Source organism: Pantoea jilinensis, assembly GCF_019104105.1.
Lineage (GTDB): Bacteria > Pseudomonadota > Gammaproteobacteria > Enterobacterales > Enterobacteriaceae > Pantoea > Pantoea eucalypti.
The window spans coordinates 2,355,655-2,374,327 of sequence record NZ_CP077746.1 but is presented as its reverse complement, the minus strand read 5'-3'; the positions used below and the strand labels follow the sequence as shown (position 1 = coordinate 2,374,327).

At 52.3% G+C, this 18,673-nt stretch carries 17 protein-coding genes; 9 read left to right on the top strand and 8 right to left on the bottom strand.

The genetic code is table 11. The annotated features are described in order from the left end of the window. Positions 1 to 3,072, top strand: a complete 3,072-nt coding sequence (locus tag KTJ90_RS11190; protein WP_499024575.1) for a type III restriction-modification system endonuclease — start codon at positions 1 to 3, stop codon at positions 3,070 to 3,072. Positions 3,073 to 3,537: 465 nt separating this feature from the next. Here KTJ90_RS11190 and KTJ90_RS11185 read toward each other — a convergent pair whose 3' ends face one another. The 3 genes from KTJ90_RS11185 to pth form a co-directional block, all read right to left on the bottom strand. Further along, positions 3,538 to 4,731, bottom strand: coding sequence for a tyrosine-type recombinase/integrase (locus tag KTJ90_RS11185; RefSeq protein ID WP_499024572.1), 1,194 nt, complete (start codon positions 4,729 to 4,731; stop codon positions 3,538 to 3,540). A gap of 214 nt (positions 4,732 to 4,945) precedes the next feature. After that, a complete protein-coding gene (gene ychF / locus KTJ90_RS11180; RefSeq protein WP_003850816.1) occupies positions 4,946 to 6,037 on the bottom strand; it encodes a redox-regulated ATPase YchF in 1,092 nt (363 codons plus the stop codon). 108 nt (positions 6,038 to 6,145) lie between these two features. Then, positions 6,146 to 6,733 (bottom strand): aminoacyl-tRNA hydrolase, encoded by a 588-nt coding sequence (pth, locus tag KTJ90_RS11175; protein ID WP_003850818.1) that lies wholly within the window; start codon positions 6,731 to 6,733, stop codon positions 6,146 to 6,148. 255 nt (positions 6,734 to 6,988) lie between these two features. Here pth and ychH point away from each other — a divergent pair, with 255 nt between their 5' ends. Continuing rightward, the gene (ychH, locus tag KTJ90_RS11170) at positions 6,989 to 7,264 is read left to right on the top strand and encodes a stress-induced protein YchH (protein WP_008926152.1); all 276 of its coding nucleotides are present in this window, start codon (positions 6,989 to 6,991) and stop codon (positions 7,262 to 7,264) included. Here ychH and KTJ90_RS11165 read toward each other — a convergent pair. From KTJ90_RS11165 to lolB, 4 genes are all read right to left on the bottom strand, one after another. Further along, positions 7,261 to 8,412: a GGDEF domain-containing protein gene (locus KTJ90_RS11165; RefSeq protein WP_499024569.1), complete on the bottom strand. Its 1,152-nt coding sequence runs from the start codon at positions 8,410 to 8,412 to the stop codon at positions 7,261 to 7,263. The two genes, ychH and KTJ90_RS11165, sit on opposite strands and share 4 nt — an antisense overlap. Before the next feature lie 214 nt (positions 8,413 to 8,626). Beyond that, the gene (gene prs, locus KTJ90_RS11160) at positions 8,627 to 9,574 is read right to left on the bottom strand and encodes a ribose-phosphate diphosphokinase (protein WP_003850825.1); all 948 of its coding nucleotides are present in this window, start codon (positions 9,572 to 9,574) and stop codon (positions 8,627 to 8,629) included. Between the two features lie 136 nt (positions 9,575 to 9,710). Beyond that, on the bottom strand, positions 9,711 to 10,568 hold the full coding sequence (gene ispE / locus KTJ90_RS11155) for a 4-(cytidine 5'-diphospho)-2-C-methyl-D-erythritol kinase (protein ID WP_003850827.1): 858 nt from the start codon (positions 10,566 to 10,568) through the stop codon (positions 9,711 to 9,713). After that, the gene (gene lolB, locus KTJ90_RS11150; RefSeq protein ID WP_499024567.1) at positions 10,565 to 11,188 is read right to left on the bottom strand and encodes an outer membrane lipoprotein LolB; all 624 of its coding nucleotides are present in this window, start codon (positions 11,186 to 11,188) and stop codon (positions 10,565 to 10,567) included. The genes ispE and lolB overlap by 4 nt, the downstream gene beginning before the upstream one ends. 216 nt (positions 11,189 to 11,404) lie before the next feature. Between lolB and hemA the strand changes: the two genes are divergently transcribed. The 6 genes from hemA to kdsA are packed head-to-tail and all read left to right on the top strand — an operon-like array spanning position 11,405 to position 16,726. Beyond that, the gene (gene hemA, locus KTJ90_RS11145) at positions 11,405 to 12,661 is read left to right on the top strand and encodes a glutamyl-tRNA reductase (RefSeq protein ID WP_003850831.1); all 1,257 of its coding nucleotides are present in this window, start codon (positions 11,405 to 11,407) and stop codon (positions 12,659 to 12,661) included. A gap of 42 nt (positions 12,662 to 12,703) precedes the next feature. Beyond that, the gene (prfA, locus tag KTJ90_RS11140) at positions 12,704 to 13,786 is read left to right on the top strand and encodes a peptide chain release factor 1 (protein ID WP_003850832.1); all 1,083 of its coding nucleotides are present in this window, start codon (positions 12,704 to 12,706) and stop codon (positions 13,784 to 13,786) included. Then, the gene (gene prmC, locus KTJ90_RS11135) at positions 13,786 to 14,616 is read left to right on the top strand and encodes a HemK/PrmC family methyltransferase (protein WP_499024563.1); all 831 of its coding nucleotides are present in this window, start codon (positions 13,786 to 13,788) and stop codon (positions 14,614 to 14,616) included. Before prfA ends, prmC begins: the two co-directional genes overlap by 1 nt. A 26-nt stretch (positions 14,617 to 14,642) precedes the next feature. After that, entirely contained in the window at positions 14,643 to 15,035 is a 393-nt protein-coding gene (locus tag KTJ90_RS11130) for a SirB2 family protein (protein WP_003850837.1), read from the top strand. Position 15,036: 1 nt separating this feature from the next. Continuing rightward, entirely contained in the window at positions 15,037 to 15,846 is an 810-nt protein-coding gene (gene sirB1, locus KTJ90_RS11125; protein WP_003850839.1) for an invasion regulator SirB1, read from the top strand. Between the two features lie 25 nt (positions 15,847 to 15,871). Further along, positions 15,872 to 16,726 (top strand): 3-deoxy-8-phosphooctulonate synthase, encoded by an 855-nt coding sequence (kdsA, locus tag KTJ90_RS11120; protein ID WP_003850840.1) that lies wholly within the window; start codon positions 15,872 to 15,874, stop codon positions 16,724 to 16,726. Between the two features lie 60 nt (positions 16,727 to 16,786). Here kdsA and chaA read toward each other — a convergent pair whose 3' ends face one another. After that, positions 16,787 to 17,878 (bottom strand): sodium-potassium/proton antiporter ChaA, encoded by a 1,092-nt coding sequence (gene chaA, locus KTJ90_RS11115; protein ID WP_003850842.1) that lies wholly within the window; start codon positions 17,876 to 17,878, stop codon positions 16,787 to 16,789. A gap of 386 nt (positions 17,879 to 18,264) precedes the next feature. Between chaA and chaB the strand changes: the two genes are divergently transcribed. Continuing rightward, positions 18,265 to 18,495, top strand: coding sequence for a putative cation transport regulator ChaB (gene chaB, locus KTJ90_RS11110; RefSeq protein ID WP_003850845.1), 231 nt, complete (start codon positions 18,265 to 18,267; stop codon positions 18,493 to 18,495). The last annotated feature ends 178 nt before the right edge of the window (positions 18,496 to 18,673 follow it).

Genomic DNA, 18,673 nt, shown 5'->3' with positions numbered 1-18,673 from the left:
ATGAAACTTAAATTCAAACATCAATCCTATCAGGCTGCCGCCGTGCAGGCGGTCGTCGATGTTTTTCAGGGGCAGCCCCCGGGCTCTGATGCAGCTATGAGCTATCGCCTTGACCCCGGTAATACCAAAAACGGCATGGGAGATCTGTTCGCGGTAGATACTGGTTTTAAAAATGCTGAGCTAACCCTCAGTGAGGATGCCTTGCGGGAGAACATCCAACAGGTGCAGCGCCAGCAAAACCTACCGTTGTCAGAGGGCTTGGTCAAGACTAAGGTCGCTAGGCTAAATCTTGATATCGAGATGGAAACGGGGACAGGTAAGACCTACTGCTACATCAAAACAATCTTCGAGCTGAACAAACAGTACGGCTGGAGCAAGTTCGTCATAGTGGTACCGAGCATTGCCATCCGCGAAGGCGTGGCCAAGTCGCTGGAAATCACGGCCGAGCACTTTCTGGAAACCTACCACAAAAAGGCGCGCTTCTTTATTTACAATTCTAAGCAGTTGCACCATCTGGAGAGCTTTTCCTCCGATGCCGGTATCAATGTCATGGTGATCAACGTACAAGCGTTTAACGCCACCGGCAAAGATAACCGCCGCATCTATGAAGCGCTCGATGATTTTCAGTCACGTCGCCCGATCGATGTGATCAGCGCAAACCGCCCCATCTTGATCCTCGATGAGCCGCAGCGGATGGAGGGAGGCAAGACGCTGGATTCCCTGGCGAATTTCAACCCGTTGATGGTATTGCGTTATTCCGCTACCCACAAGACCACACACAACAAGATCCACCGACTGGATGCGCTTGATGCTTACAACCAGAAGCTGGTGAAGAAGATTGAGGTGCGCGGGATCTCGGTGAAGGGACAGGCGGGAACCAACGCCTATCTCTATTTACAAGCCATCGAAATCTCAAACAAAAAACCTCCAATCGCGGTTGTGGAGCTCGAACAGAAACTCAGCGGTGGCAACATCAAGCGCGTCACCCGCAAGCTGGGCAAGGGTGACAATCTGTTTGTTTTATCGAACGAGCTGGATCAATACCGCGATGGGTTTGTGGTATCGGACATCAATGCCAATACGGACACCTTGAGCTTTACCAATGGCGTAGAGCTGACGGTGGGTGATGCGACTGGTGATATTTCTGAGATAGCGCTGCGTCGTATTCAGATCCGTGAGACGATCAAGGCTCACTTTGACAAGGAGATGGAGCTCTTCGATAAAGGGGTGAAGGTTCTCTCTTTGTTCTTTATCGACGAAGTAGCCAAGTACCGGGACTACTCCGCTGCCGATGAAAAAGGCGAGTACGCAAAAATATTTGAAGAGGAGTACGCCAATCACCTTCAAAATGCCTTTGATGATGGGCTTATGGAGGGCGATGCCCCATATGCTAAATATTTAAACCGTATTGCGGCCGATAAGACGCACAGTGGCTACTTTTCCATCGACAAGAAGAGCAAACGCCTTACCGATTCTAAAGTCGCTGCGCGCGGTGAAAATGCGGGCTTGTCGGATGACGTAGATGCTTATGATCTGATACTCAAAGACAAGGAACGGTTATTATCACTAGCTGAGCCAGTGCGTTTTATCTTCTCACACTCGGCCTTGCGTGAGGGTTGGGATAACCCGAACGTATTTGTTATCTGCACGCTCAAACATAGTGATAACACCATTTCACGTCGCCAGGAGGTCGGGCGCGGCCTGCGTTTGTCCGTCAATCAGAATGGTGATCGCACTGATCACCCGTCCATTGTTCATGACATTAACGTACTGACAGTTGTTGCCAGCGAAAGTTACAAGGACTTCGTAACAGCCTTGCAGAAGGACATTAGCGAGTCCTTGTCAGCTCGTCCGCGTGTGGCGGACAAGGCCTACTTCACGGGCAAGATGCTGAACACGAACGAAGGCCCGATTACGGTATCGGACGATCAGGCCACTGACATTGAGTTTTATCTAATCCAGAATGGCTACGTCGATAAAAAACGCAATATCACGGAGAAGTACCATCAAGACAAGAAAGACGGCACGCTTGAGGCATTGCCGTATGAACTGCAGTCCTATGCGGAGCAGATATTCCAGCTGATTGATAGCGTATTCAGCGAAAGCCAACTCATTCAGCTAGAAGATGGTCGCAAGCCCAAAAGACTGCAGCCCAATGCCAACTTTGAAAAGCAGGAATTCAAGGCGCTATGGGGTCGAATCAATAGCAAGGCTACCTACAGCGTGCTATTTGATGATGTTGAGCTAGTGAACAATGCGATCAAGGCGCTCAATGACAAGAATGCTGGGTTGCGAGTGACACCGTTGCAATACACCATCCATCGTGGCGAGCAGTCTGATACGGCAACTTACGATGGCTTCAAAAAGGGTAATGCCTTCGACCTGAAAGTTACCGAAACAGAATCGGACAATGCCTCCATCCACTCCGCTGTGCAGTACGATCTGATTGGCAAATTATCAGAGGGGACTTTGCTTACAAGACGAGCTGTTGCCGAAATTCTTAAAGGCCTCAATGTTGATGTCTTCGCACAATTCAAGAGCAATCCGGAAAGCTTCATTGCCGAAGCCATTCGCTTGGTAAATGAACAAAAGGCTAATGTCATAATCGAGCATTTGGCCTATGACACGCTAGAAGACAAGTTTGATTTGGACATTTTTACCACGGGGCAGAGCAAACAGGATCTCAGTAAGGCCGGGAATAAATTGCAAAATCACATCTATGATTACGTGCTTACTGACTCCATGGTTGAGCGCAATTTCGTCGAGGAGCTGGATACCTGCAAGGATGTGGTGGTATATGCTAAGTTGCCACGTGGTTTTCTAATCCCAACCCCTGTCGGGGATTATAACCCTGACTGGGCCATTTCCTTTAAAGAAGGTTCGGTCAAGCATGTGTATTTCGTTGCTGAGACAAAGGGCTCGATGTCGTCATTTGATTTACGGCCTATTGAAGCCACTAAGATTAAGTGTGCCCGTAAGTTCTTCGATGAGATTAATAAAAAGTTTGCACCCGAAAACGTGAAGTATGACGTAGTGGATAGCTTTGGTAAGCTGATGGAAGTGGTGAAATAAAATACTAAGTATTGGCCATGTGGTGGTGAGATTATGGAGTACACAAATTGCCAATGAAGCATATGGCCATATCTGAACTTTCGTCCGGTGTGCATGACACCGGACGAGTATCTTTCGATAGCTGAAAAGCAGGAAATATCAAAAAGAACGTTGAACTTAAAAGGGGACTTAAATAAATATTCGAATTGGAGAAATTGCGCATCATTTATGCCATATGAAGTATCAATCCCTAACATATTGGCCAGAACTTTCACCCCAGATACTTTCCTATACTAGCTCTCATTGCCAAAACGTGGTACTAACTCATAAATATGTTGGGTAGAATGGTTGAGTACCTAGAAGTATAACTTTCAACGAGTGTCTTATAATTAGGGGGTTGGATAAACTCAGGATAATAAATGGTATTTTCTTACCTTTATGAAATAATCATTTAATTTCAGTATTAACACACCAATGCATCATCGTTTACGAAACAGCAGCCCTGCTGTCAGCGCATCTTACCGATTCATCAAGCTTATCAGCCCATTCCTGCATCATCACTTTACGCTCATCAAGATAAGTTGCATGGTTGTATGCGCGGCGAACATTATTTGTATCAGCATGGGCAAGTTGAGCTTCGATAGCATCAGGTCGATAGCCCATCTCGTTTAAACGTGTACTGCCTGTTGTTCTGGTAGCATGTGGGCTATAAATACCACTCCAGCCGAGGCTTTTCAGTAGCTGACGCAGAGAATGTGATGTCATTGGCCCTAGCGGATTATCTCTGCCTGGAAATAGATGCTGGCGATGCCCGGTTAATCCTTGCAGCGTTTTGAGCATTTTGACTGCTTGGTAGGGAAGGGGAATAATATGTTCTTTACGAGCTTTCATGCGCGTTGCCGGAATGATCCATAATGCGTTATCAAGATCGAATTCGGCCCATGCTGCTTCGGTGGCTTCGGCTGGACGCGCTAGCGTCCACCACATTAACCACATGCAATAATTAACCTGGTATGAGCCGCGACTGTTGTCAAAACAGCCTAATAACTTACCGATTTGCTGCGGAGACAGTGCCTGTTTGTGCTGCGTTTTATTTGCTGGAATCGCCTTACGTACTGGCCAGACAGGATCGCTATCTGCTCTGAGCGTCGCTACTGCTAGCTCAAAAATCGATGAAATGGTACGGCGGGCTTCAGCGGCAACGGACGGAGCGCCGCGCTTAGCCGTTTCCTGAAGAATTTTTAGAATGTGGTGCGGGGTTATTTCCCTGACAGGGAGCTTACCTATTGCGGGGAAAACCACACGTTTAAGCATATCTAGTCGCCGCGTTTTGGTGATTTCGGCCCAGTCTTTCATCTGCAACCACTCTTTGGCGATTAGCTCAAAGGTGTTGGATGCGTCATTGACCTTGCGGATCTTATCTAACTGGCGAGCCTGAGTAGGGCTAACTCCATTCGCGACTTGTTTACGCGCTTGTTCGCATTTCTCGCGAGCTTCGGCAAGTTTGACAGTCGGGTACTCACCCAGCGCAAACATGCTGGATTTACCGTTGAGTTTAAATCGATAGCGCCATGCTTTTTTGCCATTAGGTTTTACTTCAAGGTATAACCCATTGAAATCGTTGAGGCGGTAGAGCTTTTCTTTTGGTTTTGCTGTACGGCATTGAGTATCAGTGAGCATAACGATTCCTTGTATATTTATTATACCGTTATTGTACTCACTAAAAATAAAGATGGAAGTTTGATGTACTCACCTACGTACTCATTTTTGACTGCGTTTCTACGAAATCTTTTGAGACGCTATGAAACAAAAAATCCACGCAAGTGCGTGGATTTAGTCATTTTTAGTGAAGGTCATGAGATTGGATGAAACCTCATGAGACAACACATTTTATTTAGACGTTGAACAGGAAGTTCATCACATCGCCATCTTTCACGATGTACTCTTTACCTTCTGAACGCATCTTGCCGGCTTCTTTCGCACCTTGCTCGCCTTTATAGGCGATAAAGTCTTCAAACGCGATGGTCTGGGCGCGGATAAAACCTTTCTCAAAGTCGGTATGGATTTTACCGGCTGCCTGTGGGGCTGTTGCGCCAACCGGGATGGTCCATGCACGCACTTCTTTCACGCCAGCGGTGAAGTAGGTCTGCAGGTTAAGCAGCGAATAACCGGCGCGGATCACGCGGTTCAGGCCCGGCTCTTCCAGTCCCAGTTCGGCCATGAACTCGTCACGGTCTTCATCTTCCAGCTCAGCAATGTCAGACTCAACAGCGGCACACACAGGCACCACCACAGAACCTTCTGCTTCGGCGATAGCGCGCACCTGATCCAGGTACGGGTTGTTCTCGAAACCATCTTCATTGACGTTAGCAATGTACATGGTGGGTTTCAGGGTCAGGAAGCTCAGATAGCGGATGGCCGCTTTGTCGTCTGCATCCAGATCCAGTGAACGCAGCATGCCTGCTTCAGAAAGATGCGGCAGGCATTTTTCCAGTGCAGCCAGCTCGGCTTTGGCATCTTTGTCGCCGCCTTTGGCTTTCTTCTGCACACGCTGAATCGCACGTTCACAGGTCTCAAGATCGGACAGGGCCAGTTCGGTGTTGATCACATCAATATCTTCAGCCGGGTTCACTTTACCCGCCACGTGGATGATGTTGTCGTTTTCAAAGCAGCGCACCACGTGGCCGATCGCTTCGGTTTCGCGGATGTTGGTCAGGAACTGGTTGCCCAGGCCTTCACCTTTTGACGCGCCTTTCACCAGACCCGCGATATCGACGAATTCCATGGTAGTCGGCACCACGCGCTGTGGCTTAACAATCTCAGAAAGCTGGTCGAGACGCAGGTCAGGCATTGGCACCACACCGGTGTTTGGCTCAATGGTGCAGAAAGGGAAGTTAGCCGCTTCGATGCCCGCTTTGGTCAGCGCGTTGAACAGAGTGGATTTACCGACGTTCGGCAGGCCCACGATACCGCATTTGAATCCCATGGTTTGATACCCTTTATAACTGGATGGACAGCACGTCAGGCGACGGACTGTCGGAGACGAATAGAAAAATTTCGCGCATTATACACGGAATCACGACGATTCGGGCGTTTAAGCAGGCTTGAAGGCGTGCAGCCGATTCATCGCCTTGATGCGATCCTCTTTCAGCCACAGTTCGGTGCAGCGCACCGCTTCATCAATGGCATCATCAATCAGCTTCTGCTCACTGGCAGGCGGCTTGCCCAGTACAAATCCGGTTACCTTATTACGATCGCCGGGATGCCCGATGCCGATGCGGAGCCGATGAAAATTGTTGTTGTTGCCCAGTTTGCTGATGATGTCTTTCAGACCGTTGTGACCGCCATGCCCGCCGCCTTGTTTAAACTTGGCTACGCCGGGTGGCAGATCAAGTTCATCGTGTGCCACCAGAATCTCTTCCGGCGCGATGCGATAAAAGGTCGCCATCGCCGCAACCGCTTTACCGCTCAGGTTCATAAAGGTGGTCGGCACCAGCAGGCGCACATCCTCTCCGGCGATCATCAGGCGGGCGGTGTAGCCATAGAATTTGCCTTCCTCTTTCAGTGACTGATTGTGGCGCTCAGCCAGTAAATCCAGATACCAGGCACCCGCATTGTGGCGCGTGGCGGCATATTCAGCGCCCGGATTGGCAAGGCCCACAATCAGTTTAATGCTGCTCACAATGATTATCCTGCTGTTATTGCGAAAGGGCGTTAGTTTACTTCGCCACAGCCAGGATGACAAAGCACAAACGCCGAAATGGTTCAGTGAAGTGATTAATCATTTTCTATCTAAATCAACAGGCTGGACTCAGGGCCAGGGAATGCTTTATGACTGATGTGTGATCCAGTCCGCAACGTAATCTTTACCCATTGCCTAAACTTATGGCACTTAACATTGTGTGCGGTCATTTTCTCATAAGGATGGGGGTGCAGCATGAAATACCAACACTGCCGTGTAGCAGGTAACAGCTTGATGGTACTGGGATTAGTGACAATGGTGCTGGGCGTCGGCTTCTCAATTATTAATCAGCTCCCCTCACTTGATCTGCCACAGCTTCTGGCTCAGGGGGCGATTTTAGGCATCTTTATTGGTGCGCTGCTATGGCTGGTGGGCGCCGGTCTGAGTGGTCGTGAAAAGGTAGAAGATCGTTATTACTGGCTGCGTCACTATGACAAACGCTGCCGCAGATCGCACAACTCACATCATTAAGTGAGTGCAGCCGGGACCGGATGCTGCGCAGTGCAGTTCCGGCCACTGGCTTTCGCGTGATAAAGCGCCGCATCTGCCAGTGCCAGTAAATCCTCAAAGCCCTGATGCGGTTGGGCCAGCGTTGCGAATCCAATGCTGACTGAATAGGTAATCTCATTGGGCTGTGACTTACAAACCGCCAGTCGTGTCGCTTCACACCAGGCTTCCGTCTCCTTTGCTCCGGCCGGGATTATCGCCGCAAACTCCTCTCCACCCAGCCTTGCAAAGCGCCCGTCAGCAGGCATCAGCTCTCTGACAATGCCGCAAAAGTGGATCAAAATCTGGTCACCCTGCTGATGCCCATACCGATCATTAATGCTCTTGAAGTGATCAAGATCGAACAGGATTGCACTATAAGGCCGGTTCTGACGGCGGCAATGCGCCACAATTTTTTCTGCTTCGTTAAATAAAGCACGGCGATTCCAGGCGCTGGTCAGCGGATCGTGCAGGGAAGTGTGTTTCAACACGCTCTGCATCCGCTCATTCACCATGGCCAGAATGGTAAATGTCAGGCCAATGACAAACAGAATGGACTCCAGAATCACGTAAACCGAGAAGTCCGATCCGCCAATGGCACCATGCCTGGTACTGGCAATGGCGCTATCCAGAAAAATGCGCGCCAGATGAAACAGCAGGTGAATCCACAGCAGCAACTGTGCAGGCCAGAAAGTCGATTTTAGCGAGTCACGAGCCAGCCAGACCAGTTGAATAAATGCTGCGGTATAGGCCATACAGGCGATACACAGCACAAATACTCGCCTGGGCAAGCTGTAATAGAAGGCCGGAAAGCAGCAGAGGAGTGCCCAGAGCAGCGCGCCCAGCAGCCAGTGGGTACCGATGGGTTTGCCACTCAAGCGCCGCAACGCATTTAACAATCCGCCATAAGCCAGCATCACTAAAACATTGCCCACCGCAACCGGCAGAAAATGCAGACCACTGCTGCGCAGGCTACTTAAGAACACGGAAATCAGGGTAAATATCAGCGACAGGCAGGTGAAGCCCAGAACGCGGTCATACTGCGATCCAATCCAGGCAAAGACCATGATGATGCTCAGAAACCCCAGTACATAAAGCTCGCAAATAAATAAGGTATAGATATCGAGGTTCATGAGGGCCGGGTTCTTATTAAAATTGCGTTGCAAATTACCACTTAACGGCATCGGGCAGAAGCGGGGAACGCAGCGTTTTACTAAAAGAGTGAGTGGCGTTGAAAATAGGGGATAGTGGGGAAATTTATCGCGGAAAAATCAGAAAAAGAAGTGCGTTAGTCGGGCGACTGGCTGGCTTAAAAAAACCGGGCACAGGGCCCGGTTCCGCGAAGAATTAATGCTCGAACATCGCCGAGATCGATTCTTCGTTACTGATGCGGCGAATCGCTTCGGCCAGCATGCCAGATAAAGTCAGCGTGCGCACATTCGGCAGTGACTTAATCTCGTCAGACAGTGGGATGGTATCGCAGACGATCACCTGGTCCAGAACGGATTTACGCAGGTTTTCAACCGCATTGCCGGAGAAGATCGGGTGCGTCGCGTAAGCAAACACGCGTTTAGCACCACGCTCTTTCAGCGCTTCAGCCGCTTTGCACAGCGTGCCGCCGGTGTCGATCATGTCGTCGACCAGCACACAGTCGCGGCCAGCAACGTCACCAATAATGTGCATCACCTGAGAAACGTTCGCGCGAGGGCGGCGTTTATCAATGATAGCCATATCGGTGTCGTTCAGCAGTTTAGCGATAGCACGGGCACGTACTACGCCACCAATATCGGGAGAAACAACAATCGGGTTTTCCAGACCGATCTGCATCATATCTTCCAGCAGGATCGGACTGCCAAATACGTTATCAACCGGGACGTCGAAGAAGCCCTGGATCTGCTCGGCGTGCAGGTCAACCGTCAGAACACGGTCAACACCGACGCTGGAAAGGAAGTCTGCCACTACTTTTGCGGTGATTGGCACACGCGCGGAACGCACGCGGCGATCCTGACGGGCATAACCAAAGTAGGGAATGACTGCGGTAATACGACCAGCAGAAGCACGACGCAGCGCGTCGACCATCACAACCAGTTCCATCAGATTATCGTTGGTGGGGGCACAGGTGGACTGGATGATGAAAATATCACCACCGCGTACATTTTCGTTAATCTGTACGCTCACTTCACCATCACTGAAACGTCCTACAGCGGCGTCTCCCAGGCTGGTGTAAAGGCGGTTGGCAATACGTTGTGCTAGTTCCGGGGTGGCGTTACCAGCAAATAGCTTCATATCAGGCACGAGAAGAACCTCAGGCTTTGCGTCCAGAGAATGAACGGCATGACAGTAACCGGCGCGTACAGTCATGTGCGTTCACACGGGTGTGTTGATGCGAAACGTGCAGTGTCTGGAACGTGGTGACACTGTCACGCAATCGCTAATCGCCTCGCAGGGTACGCTGTAGCGGCGAAACATTTACGCCCCGGGCTACAAATCCGCGCACCCCATTCGGGGCAAGCTCCAGCACCTGACGGGCAGCAGACTCAGTGTCGAATTCAGCAAACACACAAGCGCCCGTGCCAGTCAGGCGTGACGGCGCGTATTCTAGCAGCCAGGAAACAAGCTCATCAACCTTACGAAAACGTTTTCTTACCACTGCTTCACAATCATTGGTGAAGGGTGCAGCTAAAAGCGTCGATAAACTGCGCGATGGGGTATCACGCGTCAGTTCGGGGTCGTTGAATACCACTGGTGTGCTGATGTTCACGCCGGGATGAGCGACAAGATACCACTTTTCTTCCGGCTCTGCGGGCTGAAGTTGTTCACCCACTCCCTGCGCAAAAGCCGCGAAGCCGTGCACAAACACCGGCACATCCGCGCCCAGTTTCACGCCAATTGCTGCCAGCTCATCCGGTGTGAAGCCGGTTTGCCACAGATGATTCAGCGCCACCAGTACGGTAGCAGCATCCGATGAACCTCCACCGAGGCCGCCCCCCATGGGCAGATGCTTCTCAATGGCGATCTGTGCGCCAGCACGAGCAGGCAGGCAATGCTTATTCAGGGCTGCCTGTTTCAGCCTATTTGCGGCGCGCACAATCAGGTTATCTGCATCCGCGACGCCTGCCACCGGCGTTAACAGCTGAATGGAATCGCTGTCATCAACGGTAATCTGCAACTGGTCACCGTAATCCAGAAACTGAAACAGCGTCTGCAGGTTGTGATAGCCGTCGGGACGACGGCCAGTGATGTAGAGAAAAAGATTCAGTTTTGCCGGGGCAGGCCAGTGGGTGATCATTGAACGGTCCAGCCGTCCATACGCAGTTTAATTCGCTGATCACCCTCTTTCAGCTCCAGGCTGGACGGCAGCGGTGGGGTAACTTTGCTATCGTAACCCGCAACAGACACCTGCCAGTTCTGGCCGTCGCGGCTGTAGTTCAGGCTGCTTAGCTGATAGTTCTCGTTAAGCTGATAATCGGTGGCATCGCCAGGCAGACCCATCATCCACTGGCGCAGGTTTGCCAGCGGAATGTTCATGCCAGTAAGTTGCGAAATCATCTTCTGTGCATCATTGCTGACGTAACGCTTGCCTTTGTTATCGACGATCTGCACCACCGAGCCCTGTGCATCAAGCTGCAGTTCGGTACTGCCCAGTGGATTGGTCAGCAGCAGGCGATAGCGATCAGGCGCGGTCTGTTGCCAGTTGAAGCGGGCATAGACTTTCTGCTTGTCAGAGAGGTAGGCAAAGGCACCGCGGGTCTGATAGTGCGTAACCTTTGAGACCGCCTGCTGATGCTGTTGCCACTGTGGCGCGGTAACGCTGGGGCCCGGGCCTTGCGGTTTGTTGACGCTACAGGCCGCCAGCAGGACGCTGGCAAGGGGCAAAAGGCGCAACAGATTGCGTGGTGTATTAAGCATCAAGTGGTCATCTCCTCGGACACATGTATTTTTCGTAACGGATAACGCTAACCGTCCCGGTTTTAACCGTCAATGCTGTTATGCAGCAAATTGCGCACGATCGGGTTAATCTTATTACAGTCATAGCCTTTGTATGGCTTTTCTTGATCTGCCGCATCTTGTAGAATGCGCATCACAAAACCCTGACATTATTGGGACATCCCAACTAAAACCGCCATGACGCTGCTCGCTCTCGGAATCAATCACAAGACAGCCCCCATTGCTCTGCGCGAACGCGTCTCGTTCGGGCCGGAGACGCTTGAGCAGGCGTTAAACAGCCTGTTATCACAGCCCATGGTGCAGAGCGGCGTGGTGTTGTCCACCTGTAACCGGACTGAACTTTACCTGAGTGTAGAGCAACAGGCCGACTTACAGGCGCGTCTGGTGAGCTGGTTATGTAATTATCATCAGCTGGATGAAGAGGATGTACGCAACAGCCTCTACTGGCATCAGGATAACGAGGCGGTCAGCCATCTGATGCGCGTCGCCAGCGGACTCGACTCCCTGGTACTCGGTGAACCCCAGATCCTCGGTCAGGTAAAAAAAGCGTTTGCTGACTCCTCGCGCGGTCAGGCACTGAGCAGTGAACTGGAGCGCATGTTCCAGAAAACCTTCTCTGTGGCCAAACGCGTGCGCACAGAAACCGATATCGGTGCTAACGCGGTCTCGGTGGCGTTTGCCGCCTGTACGCTGGCCCGCCAGATCTTCGAATCTCTCTCTTCCGTCAATGTACTGCTGGTCGGCGCAGGCGAAACCATTGAGCTGGTGGCGCGTCATCTGCGTGAGCATCAGGTCAAAAATCTCATCATCGCCAACCGTACCCGCGAGCGCGCTGAAACGCTGGCGGCGGAAGTGGGTGCGGAAGTGATCACGCTGGCGGAGATCGATGCCCGTCTGGCTGAAGCCGACATCATTATTTCGTCAACCTCCAGTCCGTTACCGATTATCGGCAAGGGAATGATGGAGCGCGCCCTGAAAGCGCGCCGCAACAAACCGATGCTGCTGGTCGATATTGCGGTGCCGCGCGACGTAGAGCCGGAGGTGGGCGATCTGCCTAACGCTTATCTCTACAGCGTGGATGACCTGCAGGCGATCATCGAACAGAACCTGGCGCAGCGCAAAGCGGCCGCGGTTCAGGCCGAAAGCATCGTGGTTCAGGAAAGCAGCGAATTCATGGCGTGGCTGCGCTCACAGGGCGCGGTGAATACGATCCGTGAATATCGTTCTCAGGCGGATGAAATCCGCGCTGAGTTGGAAGGCCGTGCGCTGCAGGCGCTGCAGCAGGGTGCCGATCCGCAGAAAGTCATGCAGGAACTGGCGCACAAGCTGACCAACCGTTTAATACATGCTCCAACCAAATCACTTCAGCAGGCCGCCCGCGATGGCGATAATGAACGCCTGCAGATTTTACGCGACAGCTTGGGTCTCGATTAGGCACACCGCTGTCGCCACCTGTTACGGGAATCCCACATTTAAATGAAGACCTCTATAGTTGCCAAACTGGAAGCCCTGCAGGAGCGCCACGAAGAAGTGGAAGCGATGCTGGGCGATGCTGGCGTGATCGCCGATCAGGAGCGTTTCCGTGCGCTGTCACGCGAATATGCCCAACTGACCGATGTGACCCGTTGCTTCCGCGACTGGCAGCAGGTACAGGAAGATATCGAAACGGCGCAGCAGATGCTCGACGACCCTGAAATGCGTGATATGGCGCAGGAAGAGTTGCAGGAAGCGCGTGAGAAAAACGACGTGCTGGAGCAGCAGTTGCAGGTTCTGTTACTGCCGAAAGATCCCGATGATGAGCGCGCCTGCTTTATTGAAGTCCGCGCCGGCACCGGCGGCGACGAAGCCGCGATCTTCGCCGGCGATCTGTTCCGTATGTACAGCCGCTATGCCGAAGCGCGTCGCTGGCGCGTGGAGATCATCAGCGCCAATGAAGGCGAGCATGGCGGTTACAAAGAAGTCATTGCTCGCGTGACCGGCGACGGTGCCTATGGGCGCCTGAAGTTTGAGTCAGGCGGCCACCGTGTGCAGCGTGTACCGGAGACCGAATCTCAGGGCCGTATTCATACCTCAGCCTGTACCGTTGCCGTGATGCCGGAAATTCCGGAAGCAGAACTGCCGGAGATCAATGCCGGTGACCTGAAAATCGATACTTTCCGTTCTTCTGGTGCAGGCGGTCAGCACGTTAACACCACCGACTCCGCGATTCGTATTACCCACCTGCCCACCGGCATCGTGGTGGAGTGCCAGGACGAACGTTCACAGCATAAAAACAAAGCTAAAGCGCTGGCGGTGCTGGGTTCGCGTATTCACGCGGCAGAGATGGCCCGCCGTCACGCCGCTGAAGCCAGCACCCGCCGCAACCTGCTGGGCAGCGGCGATCGCTCTGACCGCAACCGTACCTATAACTTCCCGCAGGGCCGCGTGACCGATCACCGTATCAACCTGACGATCTACCGTCTGGATGAAGTGATGGAAGGCAAACTTGACAGCCTGATCGAGCCGATTGTGCAGGAATACCAGGCGGATCAGCTGGCGGCGCTGGCTGGTCAGGATTAATGGATTTTCGTCACTGGCTGAAACAGGCGGTTGCCACGCTGTATGGTGGTGACAGTCCGAAGCGTGACGCAGAGATCCTGTTGGGTTACGTGACCGGCAAGTCACGCAGCTGGTTAATTGCCTTTGATGAAACGGTGCTCAGCGATGAACAGCTGGCGCAGCTGAATAGCCTGCTGGCGCGTCGTGCCCGGGGCGAACCGGTAGCGCATCTGGTGGGCGAGCGCGAGTTCTGGTCGCTGCCCTTACGCGTCACTGATGCCACGCTGATTCCGCGTCCGGATACCGAACTGCTGGTTGAACAGGCGCTGGCGCATCTGCCTGCGACACCTTCGACCATTCTGGATATGGGCACCGGCACCGGAGCGATTGCGCTGGCACTGGCCAGCGAGCGCCCCGACTGTCAGGTGACCGGCGTGGATCGCATTCAGGCCGCCGTTGAGCTGGCAGGCAGTAATGCGCAGCAGCTCAGCCTCAGCAACACTCGCTTTCTGCTCAGTCACTGGTTCCAGGCTCTCACGCCGCAGCGCTTTAGTCTCATCGTCAGCAATCCGCCCTATATTGATGCCAGCGATAGTCATCTGGAGCAGGGTGACGTGCGTTTCGAACCGCGCAGCGCGCTGGTGGCCGATGAGGCGGGACTGGCGGATCTGCGCACGCTGATCGAGCAGGCACCTGCGTGGCTGCTACCCGGCGGCTGGCTGCTGCTGGAGCATGGCTGGCAGCAGGGCGATGCGGTGGCTACGCTGATGCGGCAGAATGGCTATCACGCCGTTGAAACCGTCAACGATTACGGTGGCAATCCACGAGTCACCTTAGGTCAGTTCCCCTAATAAAAGCGCTTTAAAAAGGATTTATAATGGTCGCCTTTTATCCTCTGATTAAAAATCTGCACATCTTAACCGTCGTGCTGACCGTGACGCTGTTCCTGCTGCGGTTTTACTGGCTGCGCTGTGGTTCGGCAATGATGACGAAACGCTGGGTCCGCATTCTGCCGCACATTAATGACACGCTGTTACTGGTGACCGGCGTCTCGCTGGTGATGATTACTCACTTCTATCCCTTCACGCCGCAAGGAAGCTGGCTGACGGAGAAGCTTTTAGCGGTTATCATCTACATCGCCTTAGGATTTGTGGCATTGAGTCGCCGTCCACGCACTGATCGCACCCGCTGGATCGCTTTTCTGGTGGCGTTACTCGCCCTGGTGACCATCATTACGCTGGCGCTGACTAAAATGCCGTTATGGGGATAGTATGACCTCGACCGAACAATTAGATTTCAGCCAGACACCGCTGTGTGAAGCGGTGATTGGCGCTACGCTTGCCATCCGCGCCGATTTTCCGGCGTTGTCGGTGGAAGCGCAGCTTGCGGCGTTAGTCGCCGAAGCGCGTGACTATGTCAGCCACGCTGAAGATGCGGATATGCAGCTGGAAAAGCTGCTTGAGCTGTTTTATCGCCAGTGGGGATTTCGCGGCGCCAGCGGTGTCTACAAGCTTTCTGATGCGCTCTGGATCGACAATGTGCTGAAGACGCGTCAGGGCACGGCAGTGTCACTGGGCGTTATCCTGCTACATATTGCCGCCGAGCTGGAACTGCCGCTGATGCCGGTGATTTTCCCGACGCAGTTGATTCTGCGTGCGGACTGGATTGATGGCGACAAGTGGATGATCAATCCGTTCAATGGAGAAACCCTTGACCGGCACACGCTGGAAGTGTGGCTCAAAGGCAACATCAGCCCGACCGCGCGTCTGTATGATGATGACCTCGACGAAGCGAAGACCGTCACCGTGATGCGCAAAATGCTCGACACGCTTAAAGCGGCATTGATGGAAGAGCAGAAGATGGAACTGGCACTGAACGTCAGTCAGGTGCTGTTGCGTATTGATCCGGATGATCCCTATGAAATTCGCGACCGCGGTTTGATCTACGCGCAGCTGGAGTGCGAACATATCGCGCTGAATGATTTAACTTACTTCGTTGAGCAGTGTCCTGAAGACCCGGTCAGCGAAATGATCAAAGTTCAGATTCACGCAATCGAACAAAAACAGGTCACGCTGCACTAAGCGGACCCACTGAAAAGGAAAGGGCATGACACAGAAAGTCGTGAGTATTGGCGATATCAACGTCGCAAACGATCTGCCATTTGTACTGTTTGGCGGGATGAACGTGCTGGAGTCACGCGACCTGGCGATGCGCATCTGCGAACACTACGTCAACGTGACCACAAAACTCGGTATCCCTTACGTCTTTAAGGCGTCGTTTGATAAAGCGAACCGCTCCTCAATTCACTCTTATCGTGGCCCGGGCCTGGAAGAAGGGATGAAGATTTTCCAGGAGCTGAAGCAGACTTTTGGCGTGAAGATCATCACCGATGTTCATGAAGCGTCACAGGCGCAGCCCGTGTCTGAAGTGGTGGATGTGATTCAGTTGCCAGCTTTCCTGGCGCGTCAGACTGATCTGGTAGAAGCGATGGCAAAAACCGGCGCAGTTATCAACGTTAAGAAGCCACAGTTTGTCAGCCCGGGTCAGATGGGCAACATCGTTGATAAGTTCGCTGAAGGTGGCAACGAGCAGGTTATCCTGTGCGATCGCGGCAGCAACTTTGGCTATGACAATCTGGTTGTCGATATGCTCGGCTTTAACGTGATGAAGAAAGTCACCAAAAACAGCCCGGTGATTTTCGATGTGACCCATGCGCTGCAGACGCGCGATCCGTTCGGTGCAGCATCAGGCGGTCGTCGTGCTCAGGTGGCTGAGCTGGCGCGTGCCGGTATGGCGGTCGGCATTGCCGGTCTGTTTATCGAAGCGCATCCGGATCCGGAACACGCCCTGTGTGATGGCCCATCCGCGTTGCCGCTGGATAAGCTGGAGCCATTCCTGGTGCAGATGAAAGCGATTGACGATCTGGTGAAAAGCTTCCCGGAACTCGATACCAGCAAATAAGTTTGCTGAAAAAAAAAGAGCGATTACTCGCTCTTTTTTTTCGTCTGAAGCCCGCTGCCGTTACAGCATGATGGTCATCAGATATCCGATAAACAACGCCAGATGGGCGGCACCGTTCAATACATTGGTGCGTCCGGTCGAGAAGGAGAGCTGACAGAGAATCAGCGACGCCATCATAATCACCATCTGTGGCGGCTCCAGACCGAATATCAGCTCCTGTCCGGTCAGGGTGGCGATAATGGTTACTGCCGGTACCGTCAGGGAGATAGTCGCCAGCACCGAACCAAAGAACAGGTTCATGGCGCGCTGTACCTGATTCATCAGCACAGCCTTAATTGCGCCGAGCCCTTCCGGCGAGAGGATAAGCAACGCCACCAGGAAGCCGGTAAACTGTGCCGGTGCATTCAGGTCTGTCAGCAGGCTTTCCAGCGTATTGGCGTTCATCTTGGTCACGGCAATGACCGCAATCAAATGCACGATCAGCCAGATAGTGTGCCAGACGCTGCTGTGCGCCGAAGGTTTACCATGATGCGGATCCCCATCGTCACTCTCATCTTCATGCTCATAAACAAACAGGCTCTGGTGGGTTTTGGTCTGAATCAGCAGGAAAACGCCATACATTGCGGCTGAAATTGCCGCGATGAGCAGGGCCTGGGTGACAGAGAAATTACCGCCCGGCAGCGCGTTGGGAAATACCAGCACCAGAATCGCGAGGGGAAAGATAGCGATCAGATATTGTTTCACGCCCGCCAGATTGACGTACTGCGTCGCAAACTTATTACCGCCCAGCAGCAGCGCAAAGCCGACCAGCCCGCCGGTCACAATCATCACAATCGAATAAAGCGTATCGCGCATCAGGCCGGGTGCGGCATCGCCTGTCGCCATCAGCGCCGAGATCAGACTCACTTCCAGAATGACGACAGAGAGGCTCAGAATCAGTGAGCCATAGGGTTCGCCCAGCCGGTGGGCCAGCACATCTGCATGTCTCACCACGCTAAACGCGCTGCTCAGAATGGCAATCAATGCCACTAAGTTGATACCGACGACAACGGGAAATGCGGTGTTAGCACCAAAAAAATAGAGTATACCCAGCGTGATAAGGGGAAATATCAGCGAGAATTCCTTGTGACGAGTTTTTTCATGTGAAGGCATTCACCATCCTCTCTGGTTAATGATTATCCGGACACAGCGGGGGCTGCTGTTAGAAATATAATCAGTTTTAGGGCAGTGCGCAGTTTATCTTTTCACCGGGCCTGACAGGAGAAATTTACTGGTTTTTACTTAAGTGCAATAACCTTTTGAAATGATATTAACCTGATGTTATCTGGAATATTGCAATATTAATCAGGATACAACAAGTTTGACCTATGCACCTATCCTGACGATATATGTCACAAAAATGGCATTTTAATCTAAATTTCAGGGATGGGCTCATATTTTTAAACTGAAGTGACGATAAGTACAGGTTTGCGTTTTTTTACTGTTGCGCCAGGCTTAACCAGAAACACTAAACCGCGACGATAAACAGAGGAAAAATTATGCCTTACGATAAACGAACCGACTTACCCGACAACGTTAAGCACGTGCTTCCTGCGCATGCGCAGGATATCTATCAGCAGGCATTTAACAGTGCGTGGGATCAATATAAAGAGGCGGAAGATCGACGCGGCGATGATTCGCGGGAAGAAGTGGCGCATAAGGTCGCCTGGTCAGCCGTGAAAAAAGAGTATGAAAAAGGGAATGACGATAAGTGGCATCCTAAAGCGTAATCGCCTTGCTAGTCTGTTCACGTCAAAGGGCCAGGATTATCCAGCCCTTTTTTTCGACTTCGCTATCAGGTTTATCTGGTTTTTTTTAACCTGCGACCGGAATCACGCTTGAAACCCCGCGCGTAAATAGATTAATGTCAATTTAATGAACGAAACGCAGCGCCGTTTTGGAGATCAT